This is a genomic window from Enterobacter cloacae complex sp. BZL2005 (assembly GCF_049238885.1).
Classification (GTDB): domain Bacteria; phylum Pseudomonadota; class Gammaproteobacteria; order Enterobacterales; family Enterobacteriaceae; genus Enterobacter; species Enterobacter roggenkampii.
Genome location: NZ_JBMKGI010000025.1, coordinates 1 through 19,173, shown reverse-complemented (window position 1 = coordinate 19,173; position 19,173 = coordinate 1). Strand labels below are relative to the sequence as shown.

At 50.4% G+C, this 19,173-nt stretch carries 18 protein-coding genes; 14 read left to right on the top strand and 4 right to left on the bottom strand.

What is annotated here, in order from left to right:
• Window positions 1-54: 54 nt before the first annotated feature.
• From silC to ACOTXI_RS23230, 7 genes are all read left to right on the top strand, one after another.
• On the top strand, window positions 55-1,440 hold the full coding sequence (gene silC, locus ACOTXI_RS23260) for a Cu(+)/Ag(+) efflux RND transporter outer membrane channel SilC (protein WP_000475512.1): 1,386 nt from the start codon (window positions 55-57) through the stop codon (window positions 1,438-1,440).
• A gap of 28 nt (window positions 1,441-1,468) precedes the next feature.
• Entirely contained in the window at window positions 1,469-1,822 is a 354-nt protein-coding gene (gene cusF, locus ACOTXI_RS23255) for a cation efflux system protein CusF (RefSeq protein ID WP_001246153.1), read from the top strand.
• A gap of 113 nt (window positions 1,823-1,935) precedes the next feature.
• Window positions 1,936-3,228, top strand: coding sequence for a Cu(+)/Ag(+) efflux RND transporter periplasmic adaptor subunit SilB (gene silB, locus ACOTXI_RS23250; RefSeq protein WP_001485328.1), 1,293 nt, complete (start codon window positions 1,936-1,938; stop codon window positions 3,226-3,228).
• Window positions 3,229-3,238: 10 nt separating this feature from the next.
• A complete protein-coding gene (gene silA, locus ACOTXI_RS23245; RefSeq protein WP_000574021.1) occupies window positions 3,239-6,385 on the top strand; it encodes a Cu(+)/Ag(+) efflux RND transporter permease subunit SilA in 3,147 nt (1,048 codons plus the stop codon).
• An 86-nt stretch (window positions 6,386-6,471) separates the two neighbouring features.
• A complete protein-coding gene (locus ACOTXI_RS23240; RefSeq protein WP_008322815.1) occupies window positions 6,472-6,912 on the top strand; it encodes a DUF411 domain-containing protein in 441 nt (146 codons plus the stop codon).
• A 126-nt stretch (window positions 6,913-7,038) separates the two neighbouring features.
• Window positions 7,039-9,486 (top strand): Ag(+)-translocating P-type ATPase SilP, encoded by a 2,448-nt coding sequence (silP, locus tag ACOTXI_RS23235; RefSeq protein WP_023327683.1) that lies wholly within the window; start codon window positions 7,039-7,041, stop codon window positions 9,484-9,486.
• Between the two features lie 40 nt (window positions 9,487-9,526).
• Window positions 9,527-9,724, top strand: coding sequence for a DUF2933 domain-containing protein (locus ACOTXI_RS23230; protein WP_004388331.1), 198 nt, complete (start codon window positions 9,527-9,529; stop codon window positions 9,722-9,724).
• Window positions 9,725-9,757: 33 nt separating this feature from the next.
• Here the strand turns inward: ACOTXI_RS23230 and ACOTXI_RS23225 are convergent, their stop codons facing one another.
• Together ACOTXI_RS23225 and ACOTXI_RS23220 are read right to left on the bottom strand one after the other, a co-directional pair.
• Window positions 9,758-10,495 (bottom strand): peptidoglycan DD-metalloendopeptidase family protein, encoded by a 738-nt coding sequence (locus ACOTXI_RS23225; protein ID WP_004388332.1) that lies wholly within the window; start codon window positions 10,493-10,495, stop codon window positions 9,758-9,760.
• Between the two features lie 288 nt (window positions 10,496-10,783).
• Window positions 10,784-11,233 carry a copper resistance protein gene (locus ACOTXI_RS23220; protein ID WP_001023257.1) on the bottom strand — a complete coding sequence of 150 codons (450 nt, stop codon included), beginning with the start codon at window positions 11,231-11,233 and terminating at the stop codon, window positions 10,784-10,786.
• A 234-nt stretch (window positions 11,234-11,467) separates the two neighbouring features.
• Here ACOTXI_RS23220 and pcoA point away from each other — a divergent pair, with 234 nt between their 5' ends.
• The 7 genes from pcoA (at window position 11,468) to ACOTXI_RS23185 (ending at window position 18,317) form a co-directional block, all read left to right on the top strand.
• Window positions 11,468-13,285, top strand: a complete 1,818-nt coding sequence (gene pcoA / locus ACOTXI_RS23215) for a multicopper oxidase PcoA (protein WP_000925242.1) — start codon at window positions 11,468-11,470, stop codon at window positions 13,283-13,285.
• A 5-nt stretch (window positions 13,286-13,290) separates the two neighbouring features.
• A complete protein-coding gene (gene pcoB, locus ACOTXI_RS23210; RefSeq protein ID WP_001378118.1) occupies window positions 13,291-14,181 on the top strand; it encodes a copper resistance outer membrane transporter PcoB in 891 nt (296 codons plus the stop codon).
• A 39-nt stretch (window positions 14,182-14,220) separates the two neighbouring features.
• On the top strand, window positions 14,221-14,601 hold the full coding sequence (gene pcoC, locus ACOTXI_RS23205; protein ID WP_000025662.1) for a copper resistance system metallochaperone PcoC: 381 nt from the start codon (window positions 14,221-14,223) through the stop codon (window positions 14,599-14,601).
• Between the two features lie 55 nt (window positions 14,602-14,656).
• Entirely contained in the window at window positions 14,657-15,535 is an 879-nt protein-coding gene (pcoD, locus tag ACOTXI_RS23200; protein WP_080821469.1) for a copper resistance inner membrane protein PcoD, read from the top strand.
• Between the two features lie 54 nt (window positions 15,536-15,589).
• Window positions 15,590-16,270 (top strand): copper response regulator transcription factor PcoR, encoded by a 681-nt coding sequence (gene pcoR, locus ACOTXI_RS23195; RefSeq protein WP_001188930.1) that lies wholly within the window; start codon window positions 15,590-15,592, stop codon window positions 16,268-16,270.
• On the top strand, window positions 16,267-17,667 hold the full coding sequence (gene pcoS / locus ACOTXI_RS23190) for a copper resistance membrane spanning protein PcoS (protein ID WP_002436614.1): 1,401 nt from the start codon (window positions 16,267-16,269) through the stop codon (window positions 17,665-17,667). The genes pcoR and pcoS overlap by 4 nt, the downstream gene beginning before the upstream one ends.
• Window positions 17,668-17,882: 215 nt before the next feature.
• Entirely contained in the window at window positions 17,883-18,317 is a 435-nt protein-coding gene (locus ACOTXI_RS23185; protein WP_004118347.1) for a hypothetical protein, read from the top strand.
• Window positions 18,318-18,392: 75 nt separating this feature from the next.
• Here ACOTXI_RS23185 and ACOTXI_RS23180 read toward each other — a convergent pair whose 3' ends face one another.
• Both ACOTXI_RS23180 and ACOTXI_RS23175 read right to left on the bottom strand, forming a co-directional pair.
• Window positions 18,393-18,632: a hypothetical protein gene (locus tag ACOTXI_RS23180; protein ID WP_305956163.1), complete on the bottom strand. Its 240-nt coding sequence runs from the start codon at window positions 18,630-18,632 to the stop codon at window positions 18,393-18,395.
• The coding region (locus ACOTXI_RS23175; protein WP_421766146.1) for an IS5 family transposase at window positions 18,614-19,173 on the bottom strand (560 nt) is incomplete at its 5' end. The genes ACOTXI_RS23175 and ACOTXI_RS23180, both read right to left, overlap by 19 nt.

Genomic DNA, 19,173 nt, shown 5'->3' with positions numbered 1-19,173 from the left:
ATACTCTGGACTTCGTTTGAACCATTTACCAGGTCTGCCTGTACGAGAAGCGTTATGTTCAAATTAAAATTACTCAGCATCAGTACCATATTCATCCTGGCTGGTTGTGTTTCTCTGGCACCTGAATATCAGCGTCCGCCAGCTCCGGTTCCCCAGCAGTTTTCATTGTCTAAAAACAGTCTGACGCCTGCGGTAAACAGCTATCAGGATACGGGCTGGCGAAACTTTTTTGTCGATCCCCAGGTCAGCAGGCTGATCGGTGAAGCCCTGAATAATAACCGTGATTTGAGAATGGCTGCCCTGAAGGTTGAAGAGGCCCGGGCCCAGTTCAACGTCACGGATGCAGATCGTTATCCCCAACTGAATGCCTCATCCGGGATCACATACAACGGTGGTCTGAAAGGTGACAAGCCGACCACACAGGAGTACGACGCGGGTCTGGAGCTCAGCTATGAGCTCGATTTTTTTGGCAAACTTAAGAACATGAGTGAGGCTGATCGCCAGAACTACTTTGCCAGCGAAGAAGCCCGTCGTGCCGTACACATCCTGCTGGTCTCCAACGTTTCACAGAGCTATTTCAGCCAGCAACTGGCGTACGAACAACTCCGTATTGCGCGGGAAACGCTGAAAAATTATGAACAGTCCTATGCTTTCGTTGAGCAACAGCTCGTGACCGGGAGTACGAACGTTCTGGCACTTGAACAGGCGAGAGGACAAATCGAAAGTACCCGCGCCGAAATAGCCAAACGAGAAGGCGATCTGGCTCAGGCAAACAATGCCCTGCAACTGGTGCTGGGAACGTACCGCGCACTTCCGTCAGAAAAAGGGATGAAAGGCGGGGAGATCGCACCAGTAAAATTGCCACCAAATCTATCTTCACAAATTTTGCTGCAGCGACCGGATATTATGGAAGCGGAATATCAGCTGAAAGCGGCTGATGCCAATATTGGCGCAGCGCGAGCGGCCTTTTTCCCCTCCATTACCCTGACCAGTGGTCTTTCCGCAAGCAGTACGGAGCTGTCAAGCCTGTTTACGTCAGGAAGTGGAATGTGGAATTTTATCCCTAAAATTGAAATTCCTATTTTTAATGCTGGCAGGAATAAAGCCAATCTGAAGCTGGCTGAAATTCGCCAGCAACAATCGGTGGTTAATTACGAACAAAAAATTCAGTCAGCCTTTAAGGATGTTTCCGACACGCTTGCGCTGCGCGACAGCCTTAGCCAGCAACTTGAGTCACAGCAGCGTTATCTTGATTCACTTCAGATAACTCTCCAGCGTGCCAGAGGATTATATGCAAGTGGTGCTGTCAGTTACATCGAAGTGCTGGATGCAGAACGTTCCCTCTTCGCTACGCAGCAAACCATTCTCGATCTTACCTATTCCCGACAGGTTAACGAAATTAATCTGTTTACCGCGCTGGGTGGCGGTTGGGTAGAGTAAATTTATTTAATTAATCAGGAAATTAAAAATGCGTAATTCACTTAAAGCCGTTTTATTTGGTGCCTTCTCTGTCATGTTTTCTGCCGGTCTTCATGCTGAAACACATCAGCATGGCGATATGAATGCTGCCAGTGATGCTTCGGTACAGCAGGTTATCAAGGGCACCGGTGTCGTTAAAGACATTGATATGAATAGTAAAAAGATTACCATTTCGCACGAAGCAATCCCTGCTGTGGGCTGGCCTGCAATGACCATGCGCTTCACTTTTGTTAATGCAGACGACGCTATCAATGCCCTGAAAACCGGCAACCATGTCGATTTCTCGTTTATTCAGCAGGGCAATATCTCCTTACTCAAAAGCATTAACGTTACGCAATCCTGATTATCAGTCCGGAGCGAATACATCCAGTGCGCCTGAACATTCATTAAGGGATTACTGTGAATGAATGATCGGGCGCATATGCCAGGTGTTTTGATTTTTCAGCGAGAAATTGTATGGCTTCTTTAAAGATAAAATATGCTGCAATAATTATCAGCAGCCTCATAGCAGGGGGGCTGATATCGGTTACTGCCTGGCAGTATGTAAACTCATCACAAAAAACAGTACAAACCGAACAAAAGGCACCGGAGCGAAAGGTACTTTTCTGGTATGACCCGATGAAACCGGATACCAAATTTGATAAACCCGGAAAATCTCCCTTTATGGATATGGACCTGGTGCCGAAATATGCTGATGAAAGTGGCGATAAAAGCAGTGGCGGGATCCGTATCGATCCAACCCAGGTTCAGAATCTGGGATTAAAAACGCAAAAAGTTACGCGAGGAATGCTGAATTATTCCCAGACAATCCCGGCTAATGTCAGTTACAACGAGTATCAGTTTGTCATTGTGCAGGCGCGTTCTGACGGTTTCGTCGAAAAAGTGTATCCCCTGACGATTGGCGATCATGTGAAGAAAGGCACTCCGCTTATCGATATCACCATTCCTGAATGGGTTGAGGCACAAAGTGAGTTCCTGCTGTTATCCGGTACAGGCGGTACGTCAACCCAGATAAAAGGGGTTCTGGAGCGACTTCGTCTGGCTGGTATGCCGGAAGAGGATATTCAAAGGCTGCGTTCAACCCGCACAATCCAGACCCGTTTTACCATTAAAGCACCTATTGATGGTGTCATTACTGCGTTTGACCTGCGCACCGGAATGAATATTTCGAAAGATAAAGTAGTGGCTCAGATTCAGGGGATGGACCCGGTCTGGATCAGCGCTGCAGTGCCAGAATCTATCGCCTATCTGCTGAAAGATACGTCGCAGTTTGAAATTTCGGTACCGGCTTATCCGGATAAAACATTCCATGTCGAAAAATGGAACATTCTTCCCAGCGTGGATCAGACAACCCGTACGCTTCAGGTCCGTCTCCAGGTTTCTAATAAGGATGAGTTTCTCAAGCCGGGCATGAATGCCTATCTGAAACTGAATACCAAGAGCCAGGAGATGCTGCTGATACCAAGCCAGGCCGTTATCGATACCGGCAAAGAACAGCGCGTGATTACTGTTGATGATGAAGGCAAGTTTGTGCCGAAACAGATCCACGTTCTGCATGAATCACAGCAACAGTCCGGCATTGGCTCCGGCCTGAATGAAGGCGATACCGTGGTGGTCAGTGGCCTGTTCCTCATTGACTCCGAAGCCAATATTACGGGCGCGCTGGAACGTATGCGCCACCCTGAAAAAACAGAAAACAGTATGCCAGCAATGTCTGAGCAGCCTGTAAATATGCATTCAGGGCACTGAGGAGACGACGATGATTGAATGGATTATCCGGCGCTCTGTCGCCAACCGTTTCCTGGTCATGATGGGCGCACTGTTTCTCAGCATCTGGGGCACATGGACGATAATTAACACGCCGGTCGATGCGCTGCCTGACCTGTCAGATGTGCAGGTCATTATTAAAACCAGCTATCCCGGACAGGCCCCGCAGATTGTAGAAAACCAGGTCACCTATCCGCTTACCACCACCATGCTGTCCGTACCTGGCGCAAAAACCGTGCGTGGCTTTTCACAGTTCGGTGATTCGTATGTGTATGTCATTTTTGAAGACGGCACCGATCTGTACTGGGCCCGTTCGCGCGTGCTGGAATACCTGAATCAGGTTCAGGGCAAACTGCCTGCGGGTGTGAGCTCTGAAATCGGCCCGGACGCCACGGGAGTGGGCTGGATATTTGAATATGCCCTTGTCGATCGCAACGGAAAACACGACCTTTCAGAACTGCGCTCTCTGCAGGACTGGTTCCTGAAATTTGAGCTGAAAACCATCCCGAACGTGGCTGAGGTCGCTTCGGTTGGCGGCGTGGTGAAACAGTACCAGATTCAGGTCAATCCGGTAAAACTGTCCCAGTACGGTATCAGCCTGCCCGAAGTGAAACAGGCACTTGAATCGTCTAACCAGGAGGCCGGTGGCTCATCCGTTGAAATGGCCGAAGCGGAGTATATGGTCCGTGCCAGCGGTTATCTTCAGAGCATTGATGATTTTAATAACATCGTCCTGAAAACAGGTGAGAACGGCGTGCCGGTTTATCTGCGGGATGTTGCCCGCGTGCAGACCGGGCCCGAAATGAGGCGTGGTATTGCCGAGCTGAACGGCCAGGGAGAAGTCGCTGGCGGCGTGGTGATCCTGCGGTCGGGTAAAAATGCGCGCGACGTTATCACGGCAGTGAGGGATAAACTGGAGACGCTGAAGGCCAGCCTGCCGGAAGGCGTTGAAATCGTGACCACCTACGATCGCAGCCAGTTAATCGACCGGGCGATTGATAACCTCAGTTCCAAACTTCTGGAAGAGTTTATCGTGGTGGCCATCGTCTGTGCTCTGTTCCTGTGGCACGTACGTTCTGCCTTGGTGGCGATTATCTCTCTGCCGCTTGGCCTGTGTATCGCCTTTATCGTCATGCACTTCCAGGGACTGAACGCCAATATCATGTCGCTGGGAGGGATAGCGATTGCCGTCGGTGCGATGGTGGATGCCGCCATTGTGATGATTGAAAATGCGCACAAACGGCTTGAGGAGTGGGATCATCAGCATCCGGGTGAGCAGATTGACAACGCCACCCGCTGGAAGGTGATTACCGACGCCTCCGTGGAAGTGGGACCCGCGTTGTTCATTAGCCTGCTGATCATCACCCTGTCCTTTATTCCTATCTTTACCCTGGAAGGGCAGGAAGGTCGTCTGTTTGGCCCGCTGGCATTCACGAAAACGTACTCCATGGCGGGAGCGGCCGCACTGGCCATCATCGTCATTCCTATTCTGATGGGATTCTGGATCCGGGGGAAAATTCCTGCCGAGACAAGTAACCCCCTGAACCGGGTGCTGATCAAAGCGTATCATCCTTTGCTGCTGCGGGTCCTCCACTGGCCAAAAACAACCCTGCTGGTTGCGGCCTTGTCCATTTTCACGGTTATCTGGCCACTGAGTCAGGTGGGCGGTGAATTTCTGCCGAAGATTAACGAGGGCGATCTGCTGTATATGCCGTCGACCTTGCCTGGCGTCTCTCCGGCAGAAGCTGCAGCGCTCCTGCAGACAACAGACAAGTTAATCAAAAGCGTTCCTGAAGTGGCTTCTGTATTTGGCAAGACCGGTAAAGCAGAGACCGCAACGGATTCCGCGCCGCTCGAAATGGTGGAAACCACGATCCAGCTCAAACCTGAGGATCAGTGGCGTCCCGGCATGACAATTGACAAGATTATTGATGAACTCGACAGGACAGTCCGTTTACCGGGTCTGGCAAACCTCTGGGTGCCGCCTATCCGTAACCGTATTGATATGCTCTCAACCGGGATCAAAAGCCCGATAGGTATCAAAGTGTCCGGGACTGTTCTGTCCGATATCGACGCGACGGCGCAGAGTATCGAGGCGGTAGCCAAAACCGTGCCTGGCGTGGTGTCTGTCCTGGCTGAGCGACTTGAGGGCGGGCGCTACATCGATATCGATATCAACCGGGAGAAAGCCTCCCGCTACGGGATGACGGTAGGTGATGTCCAGCTGTTCGTCTCTTCAGCAATCGGAGGTGCTATGGTGGGTGAGACGGTTGAAGGGGTGGCCCGGTACCCTATTAACATTCGCTACCCGCAGGATTACCGGAACAGTCCGCAGGCGCTGAAACAGATGCCGATCCTGACCCCGATGAAGCAGCAGATCACGCTGGGCGATGTCGCGGATATTAACGTCGTTTCTGGACCAACCATGCTGAAAACCGAAAATGCCCGGCCAGCCAGCTGGATTTATGTTGATGCCCGCGGCAGGGACATGGTGTCGGTGGTTAACGACATTAAGACGGCCATCAGCGAGAAAGTGAAACTGAGACCGGGAACCAGTGTGGCATTCTCCGGACAGTTTGAACTGCTTGAGCATGCCAACAAGAAACTGAAGCTGATGGTGCCGATGACGGTGATGATCATTTTCATCCTGTTGTATCTGGCATTCCGCCGGGTTGACGAAGCCCTGCTGATCCTGATGAGCCTGCCGTTCGCCCTGGTTGGCGGAATATGGTTCCTGTACTGGCAGGGCTTCCATATGTCAGTGGCGACCGGAACCGGGTTTATCGCCCTGGCCGGGGTGGCAGCAGAGTTTGGCGTGGTCATGCTGATGTATCTGCGTCATGCCATTGAAGCGCACCCGGAATTGTCCCGTAAAGAGACGTTCACACCGGAAGGTCTTGATGAAGCCCTCTATCATGGTGCCGTACTGCGTGTCCGGCCGAAAGCCATGACCGTGGCGGTGATCATTGCGGGTCTGCTGCCAATACTCTGGGGAACCGGCGCAGGTTCAGAAGTCATGAGCCGTATTGCGGCACCCATGATTGGTGGGATGATCACGGCTCCGCTGCTGTCCCTGTTCATTATTCCTGCCGCCTACAAATTAATCTGGCTGCGCAGACATAAAAAAAGCGTGTCCTGAACCTGAAAGGGCACCCCCTGTGGGTGTCCTTCTTTACTGATTCACCCTGACGTCAGGGTTTATATCGATAATATACAGAGGTGAGTATGAAAAAAGTGGTTCTAATGGCGCTGGCTCTCGGCCTTTCACTACCCGCGATGGCGAGTGAAAAAGTGATTGATATGTACAAATCTGAAAACTGTGGCTGTTGTTCCCTGTGGGGCAAAGCGATGGAAAAAGACGGGTTCGAAGTACGAACTCACGTCATGAATGATCAGGCGCTGTCAGCCCTGAAAGAAAAGCATGCTGTTCCTGCAGGACTACGAAGTTGTCATACCGCGGTTGCCGGTAATTTGATCATTGAAGGCCATGTGCCTGCGACAACGATACATAAGGCAATGCAGTCTGGTTCGGGTATATACGGTCTCGCCACCCCCGGTATGCCAGCAGGAAGTCCTGGAATGGAGATGGGAGCCCGAAAAGAGGCTTACGATGTTATCGCATTCTCACCGGATGGAAGTAAAAAAGTCTTCCAGCGAATCGAATAGTCAGCGGAACGGCTGATAACGGGACGCCGGTAGCAGGCACTCCTGTGCCGGCGATATTCGTGGTAATCGCATCCATGACATACCCTGAAGACAGAAGATGCTTCGGTATGCATAAGGAGAGTTACTGTGAAAAATGACAATGCAGTGCAACACAACAACCAGACTGCTTCTGAGCAGACATTATCCCCGGACGAGGGCCACGTATTGCATAAGGTGAGAGATCCCGTGTGCGGGATGGTCATCCTGCCTGACAAGGCGCACAGCAGCATTCGATACCAGGACCATCAGCTTTATTTCTGCTCCGCCAGCTGTGAGAGCAAATTTAAAGCCCATCCCGATCATTATTTTACCGAAGATGCCAGTGAACATTCCCATCACCATCACCACGATCATCACGAAGTCAGCCCTGATCAGATAAAACAGCCTCACAACCAGGCGGAAAAAGAGAATTCTGAAGGTGTGTGGACATGTCCGATGCACCCGGAGATACGCCGCAGTGGTCCCGGAAGCTGTCCTGTCTGTGGAATGGCACTGGAGCCGCTCGTAGCTACGGCATCCACGGGGCCGAGTGATGAACTTCACGACATGACAAGACGCTTCTGGCTGGGGTTGTTGCTGGCGTTTCCGGTTCTGGTACTCGAAATGGGATCTCATCTGTTTCCCGACTTGAGGAATACAGTACCGCCACAGTACAACACATGGCTGCAGTTGCTTCTGGCCTCCCCTGTCGTGTTGTGGTGTGGCTGGCCATTCTTCGCCCGGGCCGGAATGTCGTTACGTAACCGCTCCCTGAATATGTTTACCCTTGTTGCAATGGGGACCGGCGTAGCCTGGGTTTACAGCGTCATTGCAACCGTCTTCCCCTCCTGGTTTCCTGCATCGTTCAGAAACATGGATGGCCTGGTGGCCGTTTATTTTGAAGCCGCAGCAGTTATTACGGTGCTTGTTCTGCTGGGACAGGTTCTTGAGCTGCGGGCACGGGAACAAACCTCAGGCGCCATTACTGCGCTTCTGAACCTTGCCCCCAAAACCGCCAGACGGCTGGATCATGACGGTCATGAAACGGATATTAATGCGGAAGATGTCCTGCCTGGCGATAAGCTCCGCATCAGACCTGGAGAGAGTATTCCGGTCGACGGTATCGTGATCGAAGGCAAAACAACCGTGGATGAATCGATGGTGACCGGGGAGTCTATGCCGGTTACCAAAACGAAGGGTGACCCTGTCATTGGGGGGACGATTAATCAGACAGGTAGTCTTATCATCCGTGCAGAGAAAGTCGGTGATGAAACGATGCTCTCACGAATTGTTCAGATGGTCGCTGATGCACAGCGTTCGCGTGCCCCCATCCAGAGAATGGCAGACAGCGTTTCAGGCTGGTTTGTTCCTCTGGTGATACTTATCGCGGTTGTTGCTTTCTTGATCTGGTCTGTCTGGGGGCCCGAGCCCAGGATGGCGCACGGTCTCATTGCGGCTGTGTCGGTCCTGATTATTGCCTGTCCCTGCGCGCTGGGACTGGCCACGCCGATGTCGATAATGGTGGGGGTGGGCAAAGGCGCCCAGGCCGGGGTGTTAATCAAGAATGCCGAAGCCCTTGAGCGTCTTGAAAAAGTGGACACGCTGGTTGTCGACAAAACAGGCACGCTCACGGAAGGTTCGCCTACGGTGACAGGGATTATCAGTCTCAGTCCGGGTGGGGAAATATCTCTTTTACGTGTAACAGCTGCAGTGGAAAAAGGTTCGCAGCATCCGTTGGGTATGGCTGTTGTCAGAGCCGCGCATGAAAAGGGGATCGTGATACCTGCCGTCAGTAATTTCAATGCCCCGTCGGGGAAAGGTGTCTCAGGCGATGTCGAAGGTCAACGGGTTGTTATTGGTAATGAACTGGCTATGCAGGAAAACAGTATCGTTATTGATAATCAAAAGGCCGTTGCGGATACGTTGCGGATGGAAGGCGCTACCGTTATCTATGTGGCCACAGACGGGAACCTTGCAGGCCTGATAGCTATCTCGGATCCCGTGAAAGCAACCACGCCGGATGCGCTTAAAGCTTTGCGTCAGGCGGGGATCCGCATTGTTATGCTCACCGGGGATAACCAGCTTACTGCTGAAGCAGTCGCACGGAAACTGGGAATAGATGAGGTTGAAGCCGGGATTCTGCCGGATGGCAAAAAAGCAGTGATAACCCGACTGAAAGAGTCTGGCCATGTGGTTGCGATGGCCGGAGACGGTGTGAATGATGCCCCGGCGCTGGCAGCGGCTGACGTGGGTATAGCCATGGGAACGGGTACAGATGTGGCAATAGAAAGTGCTGGCGTTACCCTTCTCAAAGGCGATTTGATGATACTCAACAGGGCCCGTCATCTGTCAGAGATCACCATGAAAAATATCCGGCAGAATCTGTTTTTTGCGTTTATCTACAATGCTCTTGGGGTGCCTGTAGCTGCAGGTCTGCTTTATCCTGTGTATGGAATACTGCTGTCGCCAGTTATTGCGGCGGCGGCCATGGCCCTTTCCTCCGTTAGCGTCATTGCAAATGCGTTGCGTCTGAAAAGTGTCAGGCTCGGGAAATAACACTGAGTGAAGGGGCTGTTACGAACAGAAGGAGTCCGGTATGAAAAGTACAACCTATGCGCTTATTGCTGTCGCCGCGATTGCGGCATTTGCTCTCCTGCGCGAACACTGGTCACATGTGGCAGGCTACTGGCCATATCTGTTACTGCTGCTTTGTCCGCTCATGCATCTTTTCCACGGTCACGGGGGGCATGGAGATCATCAACATCACGGAAGTGAAAACGATAAAAAAAATTAATCCGGCAGACGGGACCGCGTCGCGGTCCCGTTATCAGTCCAAGTATCGTTCGTAGTCTCTGGCATGCGCAAAGGCATGCTGTTCGAGTTTGTTATCAGCGGGTGCCGCCGTCCGGAACGCCAGTGAGTTAACAGGATTGTTATTGATGACCAGCTCGTAATGCAGATGAGGACCGGATGAACGTCCGCTGTTACCGGATAACGCAATAGCGTCTCCCCGGGTAACCCTGGCCCCTTTAGTAACGAGTATTTTATTGAGGTGGAGATAGCGAGTTTTAACACCGGCTTTTCCCGTTACTTCAACAAAATATCCCATGGTACTGTTGTATTCGGCCCGGGTGATTTTTCCGTCGATGACGCTGACTATTTTCGTGTTCATGGGCATGGAATAATCAATGCCATTATGGGGACTCACTTTTCCCGATACCGGGTTAAGTCTTGCAGGATTGAAAGGCGAACTGAGTCTTGCTGTGGCCGGTAACGGATAATCGAGACTGCCTTTCCCGGAAGTATCGGAAAGGTTATAGAACTTTTTATCTGATATACGATACGCCGTGTAATTAAATGAACCGGACGTAAATTTATAGGCCACGACACGTGATTTTCCCGCTTTCTTTTGCAGTACGAGTTTTAATGATTCATTTTTTTTCAAATGCCGCAGATTAAACCGGGAAGGCAAGGAGCGCTGAAGAGTAGCGATCTCGTTCGATTCCAGCCCCGAGCGGGTGGCTGAAAGGTAGGCATTTTCTTTTACGACATCGGTAGAATACATTTACTGGAATTCGCCGTTAGCATGAACACTGCGGCGTATGCTAGGGGTTTTCAGGAGGCGTGTCATCTGTCAGTTAATCGGGAGCACCGTTGATGGTCGTCATTTTTGTAACATATCTTGTTTCCCGTTTGCTCCGGAAGCTCTGGGAACTGTATGACCAGCCCGACGGTGATGATTAACGGGACTGAAACAGGTTACGGCAGAGCAATATGGGGCTCATGTCCTGCTACGTAACCCGTCAGTAAAGCCCTGCTGCGCACCTGACGCTAAGCACTAACCCGCCTGCAGTTACCTGGTCGAATACAGCCCGCGAAGCTTTCTTGCCTGCGTCTGATGTGCTTCCGCACCGGCATTATTGACCTGCTCATGCACGAGAGCGGCTTTTTCTCCGGCATTCAGTTCGTTAAAAGAAGAAGACGAGGTCTTTGAATTTGCATCACTGCCGGACAGCATTTTTTTATGTTCCTCAATCATTTTCTGATGCGCATAGGACGCGCTGTTGTTCATAAATGAATGAGCAACAATGGCCCTTTCATGTTCATTCATTTCAGAGAATGAGGGCGTGTTGTTTTTATTAACCCTGTCCGGTAAGTTTTCATGCGTCGAGGAATTCACATGACTGACGGCTGAGGCATTATTAACAAATCGATGTGCTTCATGGGCAATATCACTGGACTGAGCAAAAGCTGCCCCACAAAATAAAGCTGTAAACGCAGTGGTCGTGATTAATATATTCATGTGTAATTACCTTCTGAGGTACATAAAAGATGTCCTTATGATCATATATAAAAATAATCAACCTGTGGGGAAGATGACGTAAATGTAATACAGCTATGTACATTACACGATTGTAATGAATTTGTTTCTTAAGGTGTGCTAGATTCATTTCATTGTAAGTGGATGAACCAGTAATTTAATTTAAATCGGTTCTCGAATTCTGTCAGTAACCATACTTTAAATAAGGGAATGCGCATGCTGTTGAAAACGTCTCGACGAACTTTCCTGAAGGGGTTAACCCTCTCTGGCGTAGCCGGAAGTCTTGGCGTATGGAGTTTCAATGCGCGTTCCAGTCTGAGCCTGCCAGTTGCCGCATCCCTGCAGGGTACTCAGTTTGACCTGACCATTGGTGAAACGGCCGTCAATATCACGGGCAGTGAGCGTCAGGCCAAAACAATCAATGGAGGCCTGCCGGGGCCCGTTCTTCGCTGGAAAGAAGGTGACACCATTACCCTGAAGGTCAAAAACCGTCTTAATGAACAGACGTCCATTCACTGGCACGGCATTATTCTTCCGGCCAATATGGATGGTGTTCCGGGGCTGAGTTTTATGGGCATAGAGCCTGATGATACCTACGTTTACACCTTTAAGGTTAAGCAGAACGGGACTTACTGGTACCACAGCCATTCCGGTCTGCAGGAACAGGAGGGGGTATACGGTGCCATTATCATCGATGCCAGGGAGCCAGAACCGTTTGCTTACGATCGTGAGCATGTGGTCATGTTGTCTGACTGGACCGATGAAAATCCTCACAGCCTGCTGAAAAAATTAAAAAAACAGTCGGATTACTACAATTTCAATAAACCAACCGTTGGCTCTTTTTTCCGCGACGTGAATACCAGGGGGCTGTCAGCCACCATTGCCGATCGGAAAATGTGGGCTGAAATGAAAATGAATCCGACTGACCTCGCGGATGTCAGTGGCTACACCTACACCTATCTCATGAACGGGCAGGCCCCGCTGAAAAACTGGACCGGACTGTTCCGTCCCGGTGAAAAGATACGCTTACGGTTTATCAACGGCTCGGCAATGACCTATTTCGATATCCGTATCCCCGGGCTGAAAATGACGGTCGTGGCTGCAGATGGCCAGTATGTAAACCCGGTTACCGTTGACGAATTCAGGATTGCCGTTGCCGAAACCTATGATGTCATTGTGGAGCCTCAGGGTGAGGCCTATACCATCTTCGCACAATCCATGGACAGGACCGGTTACGCTCGAGGGACACTGGCCACGAGAGAGGGGTTAAGTGCTGCCGTTCCCCCCCTCGATCCCCGTCCTCTGTTGACCATGGAAGATATGGGTATGGGGGGAATGGGACATGATATGGCAGGAATGGACCACAGCCAGATGGGAGGCATGGATAACAGCGGAGAGATGATGTCTATGGACGGTGCTGACCTTCCGGATAGCGGGACATCCTCCGCGCCCATGGATCACAGCAGCATGGCCGGTATGGATCATTCCCGGATGGCCGGAATGCCGGGTATGCAAAGTCATCCTGCGTCAGAAACGGATAACCCACTGGTTGATATGCAGGCGATGAGCGTCTCTCCGAAATTAAATGATCCGGGTATTGGTCTTCGAAATAACGGAAGAAAGGTTCTCACGTACGCGGATTTGAAAAGCCGCTTTGAGGATCCTGACGGACGTGAACCTGGCCGTACCATAGAACTGCATTTAACCGGCCACATGGAAAAGTTTGCCTGGTCATTTAACGGAATCAAGTTTTCAGATGCCGCACCGGTGCTGCTGAAATACGGTGAGCGGCTCAGGATCACGCTGATCAACGATACCATGATGACTCACCCCATTCACCTGCATGGTATGTGGAGCGATCTGGAAGATGAAAACGGTAATTTCATGGTTCGTAAACACACAATAGATGTTCCCCCTGGTACAAAACGCAGTTACAGAGTGACAGCAGATGCGCTTGGCCGCTGGGCGTATCACTGCCATTTGCTCTATCACATGGAAATGGGAATGTTTCGTGAAGTCCGGGTGGAGGAATGATGCGAATGAAGAGAAATTTGAAGGCCATACCTGTTCTGGTCGCCGGTTTGTTTACCTCACAGCTTTCTATTGCGGCGGGCTCCGTCTCTGCAGATCCCCACGCCGGGCACGACATGTCTGCCATGCAGATGCCAGCAGATGAGAATTTCACTGAGATGACGTCAATGGAGCCCATTGTAACTGAGAGCAGAACGCCAATTCCGCCTGTTACCGATGCCGACCGGAAGGCTGCATTCGGCAATTTACAGGGGCATGCGATTCACGACAGTGCGATTAATTATCTGGTTCTGCTGGATCAACTGGAATGGCAACGGTCGGATAACACCAACAATTTCAGCTGGAGTGTTAACAGCTGGATTGGAGGCGACACAGATCGGATTTGGCTAAAGAGTGAAGGTGAACGAAGCAATGGGGAAACGGAGGCGGCTGAAGCGCAGTTACTCTGGGGACATGCGGTTGGCCCATGGTGGGATTTGGTTGCGGGTGTCAGGCAGGATTTCAGACCTGCTTCTGCCCGGACCTGGGCTGCTGTCGGTTTTCAGGGGCTGGCACTCTATAATTTTGAGTCTGAAATTACGGGTTTTGTCAGTAATGGCGGAAAAGCAGCCCTTCGTCTGGGAGGAGAATACGACGTTTTACTGACTAACCGGCTCATACTCCAGCCATCCTATGAGGTGAATTTCTACAGTCAGGATGATGAATCGCGGGGTCGCGGCAGGGGACTGACTGACACAGAGCTGGGGCTCCGGCTGCGCTATGAAATACGCCGTGAGTTTGCACCCTATATAGGCGTTTCCTGGAATCAACTTTACGGGAAAACATCCGATATGGCGAAAAGAGAAGGTGAGAAAGACCATCAGGTAGTATTCCTGGCGGGAGCCAGAATCTGGTTTTAACGCACTGATATAAAACACTCAACTAAACAGGTAAATAAAATGTCGATTTTAAATAAAGCCATTCTTACAGGTGGCCTCGTTATGGGCGTTGCTTTCTCTGCTATGGCCCATCCGGAATTAAAAAGCTCTGTGCCACAGGCTGATTCAGCCGTAGCGGCCCCGGAAAAGATTCAGCTTAATTTCTCGGAAAATCTGACCGTGAAATTCTCAGGTGCAAAATTAACGATGACGGGTATGAAAGGCATGTCATCACATTCTCCGATGCCGGTCGCGGCAAAAGTGGCGCCAGGCGCTGACCCTAAATCGATGGTCATTATTCCGCGAGAGCCTTTACCCGCTGGCACTTATCGTGTTGACTGGCGCGCGGTTTCTTCAGATACGCACCCTATTACCGGTAATTACACCTTTACAGTGAAGTAATATTATGAACGACCTGATTATGATTGTTATTCGTTTTCTTCTTTATCTGGATTTGATGGTAATATTTGGATTGCCATTTTTTCAGATATATGGAATAAGCGGTGTCAGACATGAAACCTATAACCTGACTAATTTCAGGTCGTTTATAACCTTTGCTGTTGTTACAGGCATCATTCTTACTGGCATTAATATGCTCCTGGTATCTAATGCCATGAGTGGAGTAACTGACCTCAGAGAATTATCCATCCATGTTATCGAGATGGTGATAGAAGAAACTGATGTGGGTATTAGCTGGATTGTCAGGCTCTGTGCCCTGTTTACCACACTCGGTGCTTTGTTCCTTTACACTAATAAGAGAGTATTGTCCTGCCTGCTGATGACGATGAGTGGGGGCGTGGCGCTGGCTACACTTGCCTGGGGAGGACACGCCGTTATGCATGACGGTCTGCATTACTATCTCCATTTACTGAGCGATCTGACCCATCTCGGCGCTGCAGGTGCCTGGACAGGTGCTCTGGTTGCATTTGCTATCCTGCTGATGCGCAGAAACGAGCATAATGCACAGAGCGTCATTGTGATATCTGACTCCCTGGCAAAATTTGCCACGGCAGGAACGGTGATTGTTGTAGCCCTGATCCTGAGTGCGCTGGTCAACTATCTGTATATTGCTGAGGGTAACTTAACTCCCTTATTCAACAGTTCCTGGGGGAGGATATTGCTTGCCAAGACGGCTCTGTTTGTTCTGATGCTTCTTCTGGCTGCAGCAAACCGGTTTCACCTGGGTCCCCGGCTTGAAGTTATGGTCAGGGAAGGGAATTATGATCGCAGCGTTGCCCTGATGCGAAACAGCATCCTGACAGAATTCGTTGTTGCGATTATCATTCTGGGCGCCGTAGCGTGGCTTGGAATGCTTGCTCCGTCTCAGATCAGCTAGGGGACAGCCAAAGCTCATGCGTGAGATTTTTACTTTCATATCAGCGAGTTGACCATGCAGCGTATTTTAATCGTTGAAGACGAACAAAAAACAGGTCGTTACCTGCAGCAGGGACTGGTTGAGGAAGGCTATCAGGCCGATCTCTTTAATAATGGCCGCGATGGTCTCGGGGCCGCGTCGAAGGGACAGTATGATTTGATAATACTGGACGTGATGCTGCCTTTCCTCGACGGGTGGCAAATCATCAGCGCACTGAGGGAGTCCGGGCACGAAGAACCGGTCCTGTTTTTAACCGCAAAGGACAACGTGCGGGACAAAGTGAAAGGACTGGAGCTTGGCGCAGATGACTACCTGATTAAGCCCTTTGATTTTACGGAGCTGGTTGCACGTGTAAGAACCCTACTGCGCCGGGCACGCTCGCAGGCCGCAACAGTCTGCACCATCGCCGATATGACCGTTGATATGGTGCGCCGGACCGTGATCCGTTCGGGGAAGAAGATCCATCTCACCGGTAAAGAATACGTTCTGCTTGAGTTGCTGCTGCAACGCACCGGAGAAGTGTTACCCAGGAGTCTTATCTCGTCCCTGGTCTGGAACATGAATTTTGACAGTGATACGAATGTGATTGATGTCGCCGTGAGACGTCTGAGAAGTAAAATTGATGATGACTTTGAGCCAAAACTGATCCATACCGTTCGCGGTGCCGGATATGTCCTGGAGATCAGAGAAGAGTGAGGTTCAAAATTTCCCTGACCACACGCCTGAGCCTGATTTTTTCTGCGGTGATGCTTACGGTATGGTGGTTATCAAGTTTTATCCTGATTAGCACCCTGAATGGCTATTTCGATAATCAGGACCGCGATTTTCTGACAGGTAAACTTCAGCTCACCGAAGAGTTTCTTAAAACAGAGACGTTCAGGAACAAAACGGATATTAAGTCATTATCAGAAAAAATAAACGATGCGATGGTGGGGCACAATGGCTTATTCATTTCTATAAAAAACATGGAAAATGAAAAAATTGTTGAACTCTATGCCAAAAATTCTGTTGTTCCAGCGGTCCTGCTTAATAAGTCGGGTGATATTCTCGACTATATGATCCAGACGGAAGAAAATAACACCGTGTACCGCAGTATCTCGCGGCGGGTTGCCGTGACGCCGGAACAGGGTAAAAGCAAACATGTCATCATTACGGTTGCCACGGATACTGGGTATCACACCCTGTTTATGGACAAACTCAGTACCTGGCTGTTCTGGTTCAATATCGGTCTGGTCTTTATTTCTGTTTTTCTGGGCTGGCTGACCACACGTATTGGTCTGAAACCGCTACGGGAAATGACCAGTCTGGCTTCCTCCATGACCGTACACAGCCTGGATCAGCGTCTAAATCCCGATCTGGCTCCGCCGGAAATCTCTGAGACCATGCAGGAGTTCAATAATATGTTTGATCGCCTGGAGGGGGCATTCCGGAAACTGTCAGATTTCTCGTCTGACATCGCGCATGAGCTGCGCACACCAGTCAGTAATCTGATGATGCAGACGCAGTTTGCACTGGCTAAGGAAAGGGATGTTTCGCATTACCGCGAAATTTTATTCGCTAACCTGGAAGAACTGAAAAGGTTGTCACGAATGACCAGTGACATGCTTTTTCTGGCACGTTCAGAGCATGGTCTGCTGCGGCTGGATAAACATGATGTGGATCTGGCAGCCGAACTGAATGAATTACGTGAGTTGTTCGAGCCCCTGGCAGACGAAACAGGAAAGACAATCACGGTTGAAGGAGAGGGCGTTGTTGCCGGAGACAGCGATATGCTCCGACGTGCTTTCAGTAACCTGCTTTCCAATGCAATCAAGTATTCTCCCGATAACACCTGTACAGCGATACACCTTGAGCGTGACAGTGACTGTGTGAACGTGATGATTACGAATACGATGTCCGGCCAGGTTCCCGCTAATCTGGAACGTTTGTTTGACCGGTTCTATCGCGCAGACTCATCAAGGTTCTACAACACGGAAGGCGCGGGGCTGGGATTATCAATTACAAGGTCGATCATTCATGCTCACGGCGGCGAGCTGTCAGCAGAACAGCAGGGGCGGGAAATTGTGTTCAGTGTGCGTCTGTTAATGGATTAATACCGTTATTCAGGAGAAACCCGGAAGGTGACAAAAATGTCATCGTTCAGTCACGCGATAAACAGAGGCGGTTTTTTATAATCAGCCATAAATCAGGACAGCGTGATAATTCAATCGCCCGGTTCCTGGCGTGATGATCAACCAGCCCTGAGATCAAATGCTTTCTCTGTTATAAGCATTGATTGTTCGGGTATGAAAACACCGGAGACCCAACCATGAAAAAGATCCTTGTATCCTTTATTGCCATGATGGCTGTCGCTTCATCTGCCTGGGCTGCAGAGACAATGAACATGCATGACCAGGTAAATAATGCCCAGGCGCCTGCCCATCAGATGCAATCATCCGCTGAAAAAAGTGCAGTTCAGGGGGAGAGCATGAAAATGATGGATATGAGCGGTCACGATCAGGCCGCAATGTCCCATGAAATGATGCAAAACGGCAATTCTGCCGCCCATCAGGACATGGCTGAAATGCATAAAAAAATGATGAAAGCCAAACCTGAGAACACCCAAGAAACTGCTAAGCCATTTTCCGAAATGAGCGAGCATGAGAAAGCCGCTGTTGTGCATGAGAAGGCGAATAATGGCCAGTCTTCCGTTATTCATCAGCAACAGGCGGAAAAGCATCGCAGCCAGATCACCCAGAATTAACCCGCATCTCCACTTGTCAGACCCTCATTTGACGCCGAAGTCACTGGCTTACGCTCCCGTCCGGGAGCGTTTTTTTTATAAGCGAAATGAATAATAATGAAAGAGTCCATACACAATGTTTTTTTTGGTCATGTCGACCTCACAATTAAGGAAGGTGCGAATAAGCAGGTCATTTCTTCCCAAGCTGACTCGCTGATTAAAATTTCGCGGATCTGGGCCGATTTTTTTCCCGCAAACACATCGAATCAGCCTATTTAGGCTATTTTTTCCACCATTTCTGGCGTTATTTCCGGTTTTTACTGAGATCTCTCCCACTGACGTATCATTTGGTCCACCCGAAACAGGTTGGCCAGGGTGAATAACATCGCCAGTTGGTTATCGTTTTTCAGCAGCCCCCTGTATCTGGCTTTCACGAAGCCGAACAGCCGCTTGATGATGCGAAACGGGTGCTCCACCTTGGCACGGATGCTGGCTTTCATATATTCGATGTTGATGGCCGTTTTGTTCTTGCGCGGATGCTGCTTCAAGGTTTTTACCTTGCCGGGACGCTCGGCGATCAGCCAGTCCACATCCACCTCGGCCAGCTCCTCGCGCTGTGGCGCTCCTTGGTAGCCGGCATCGGCTGAGACAAATTGCTCCTCTCCATGAAGCAGATTACCCAGCTGATTGAGGTCATGCTCGTTGGCCGCGGTGGTGACTAGGCTGTGGGTCAGGCCACTCTTGGCATCGACACCAATGTGGGCCTTCACGCCAAAGTGCCACTGATTGCCTTTCTTGGTCTGATGCATCTCCGGATCGCGTTGCTGCTCTTTGTTCTTGGTAGAGCTGGGTGCCTCAATGATGGTGGCATCCACCA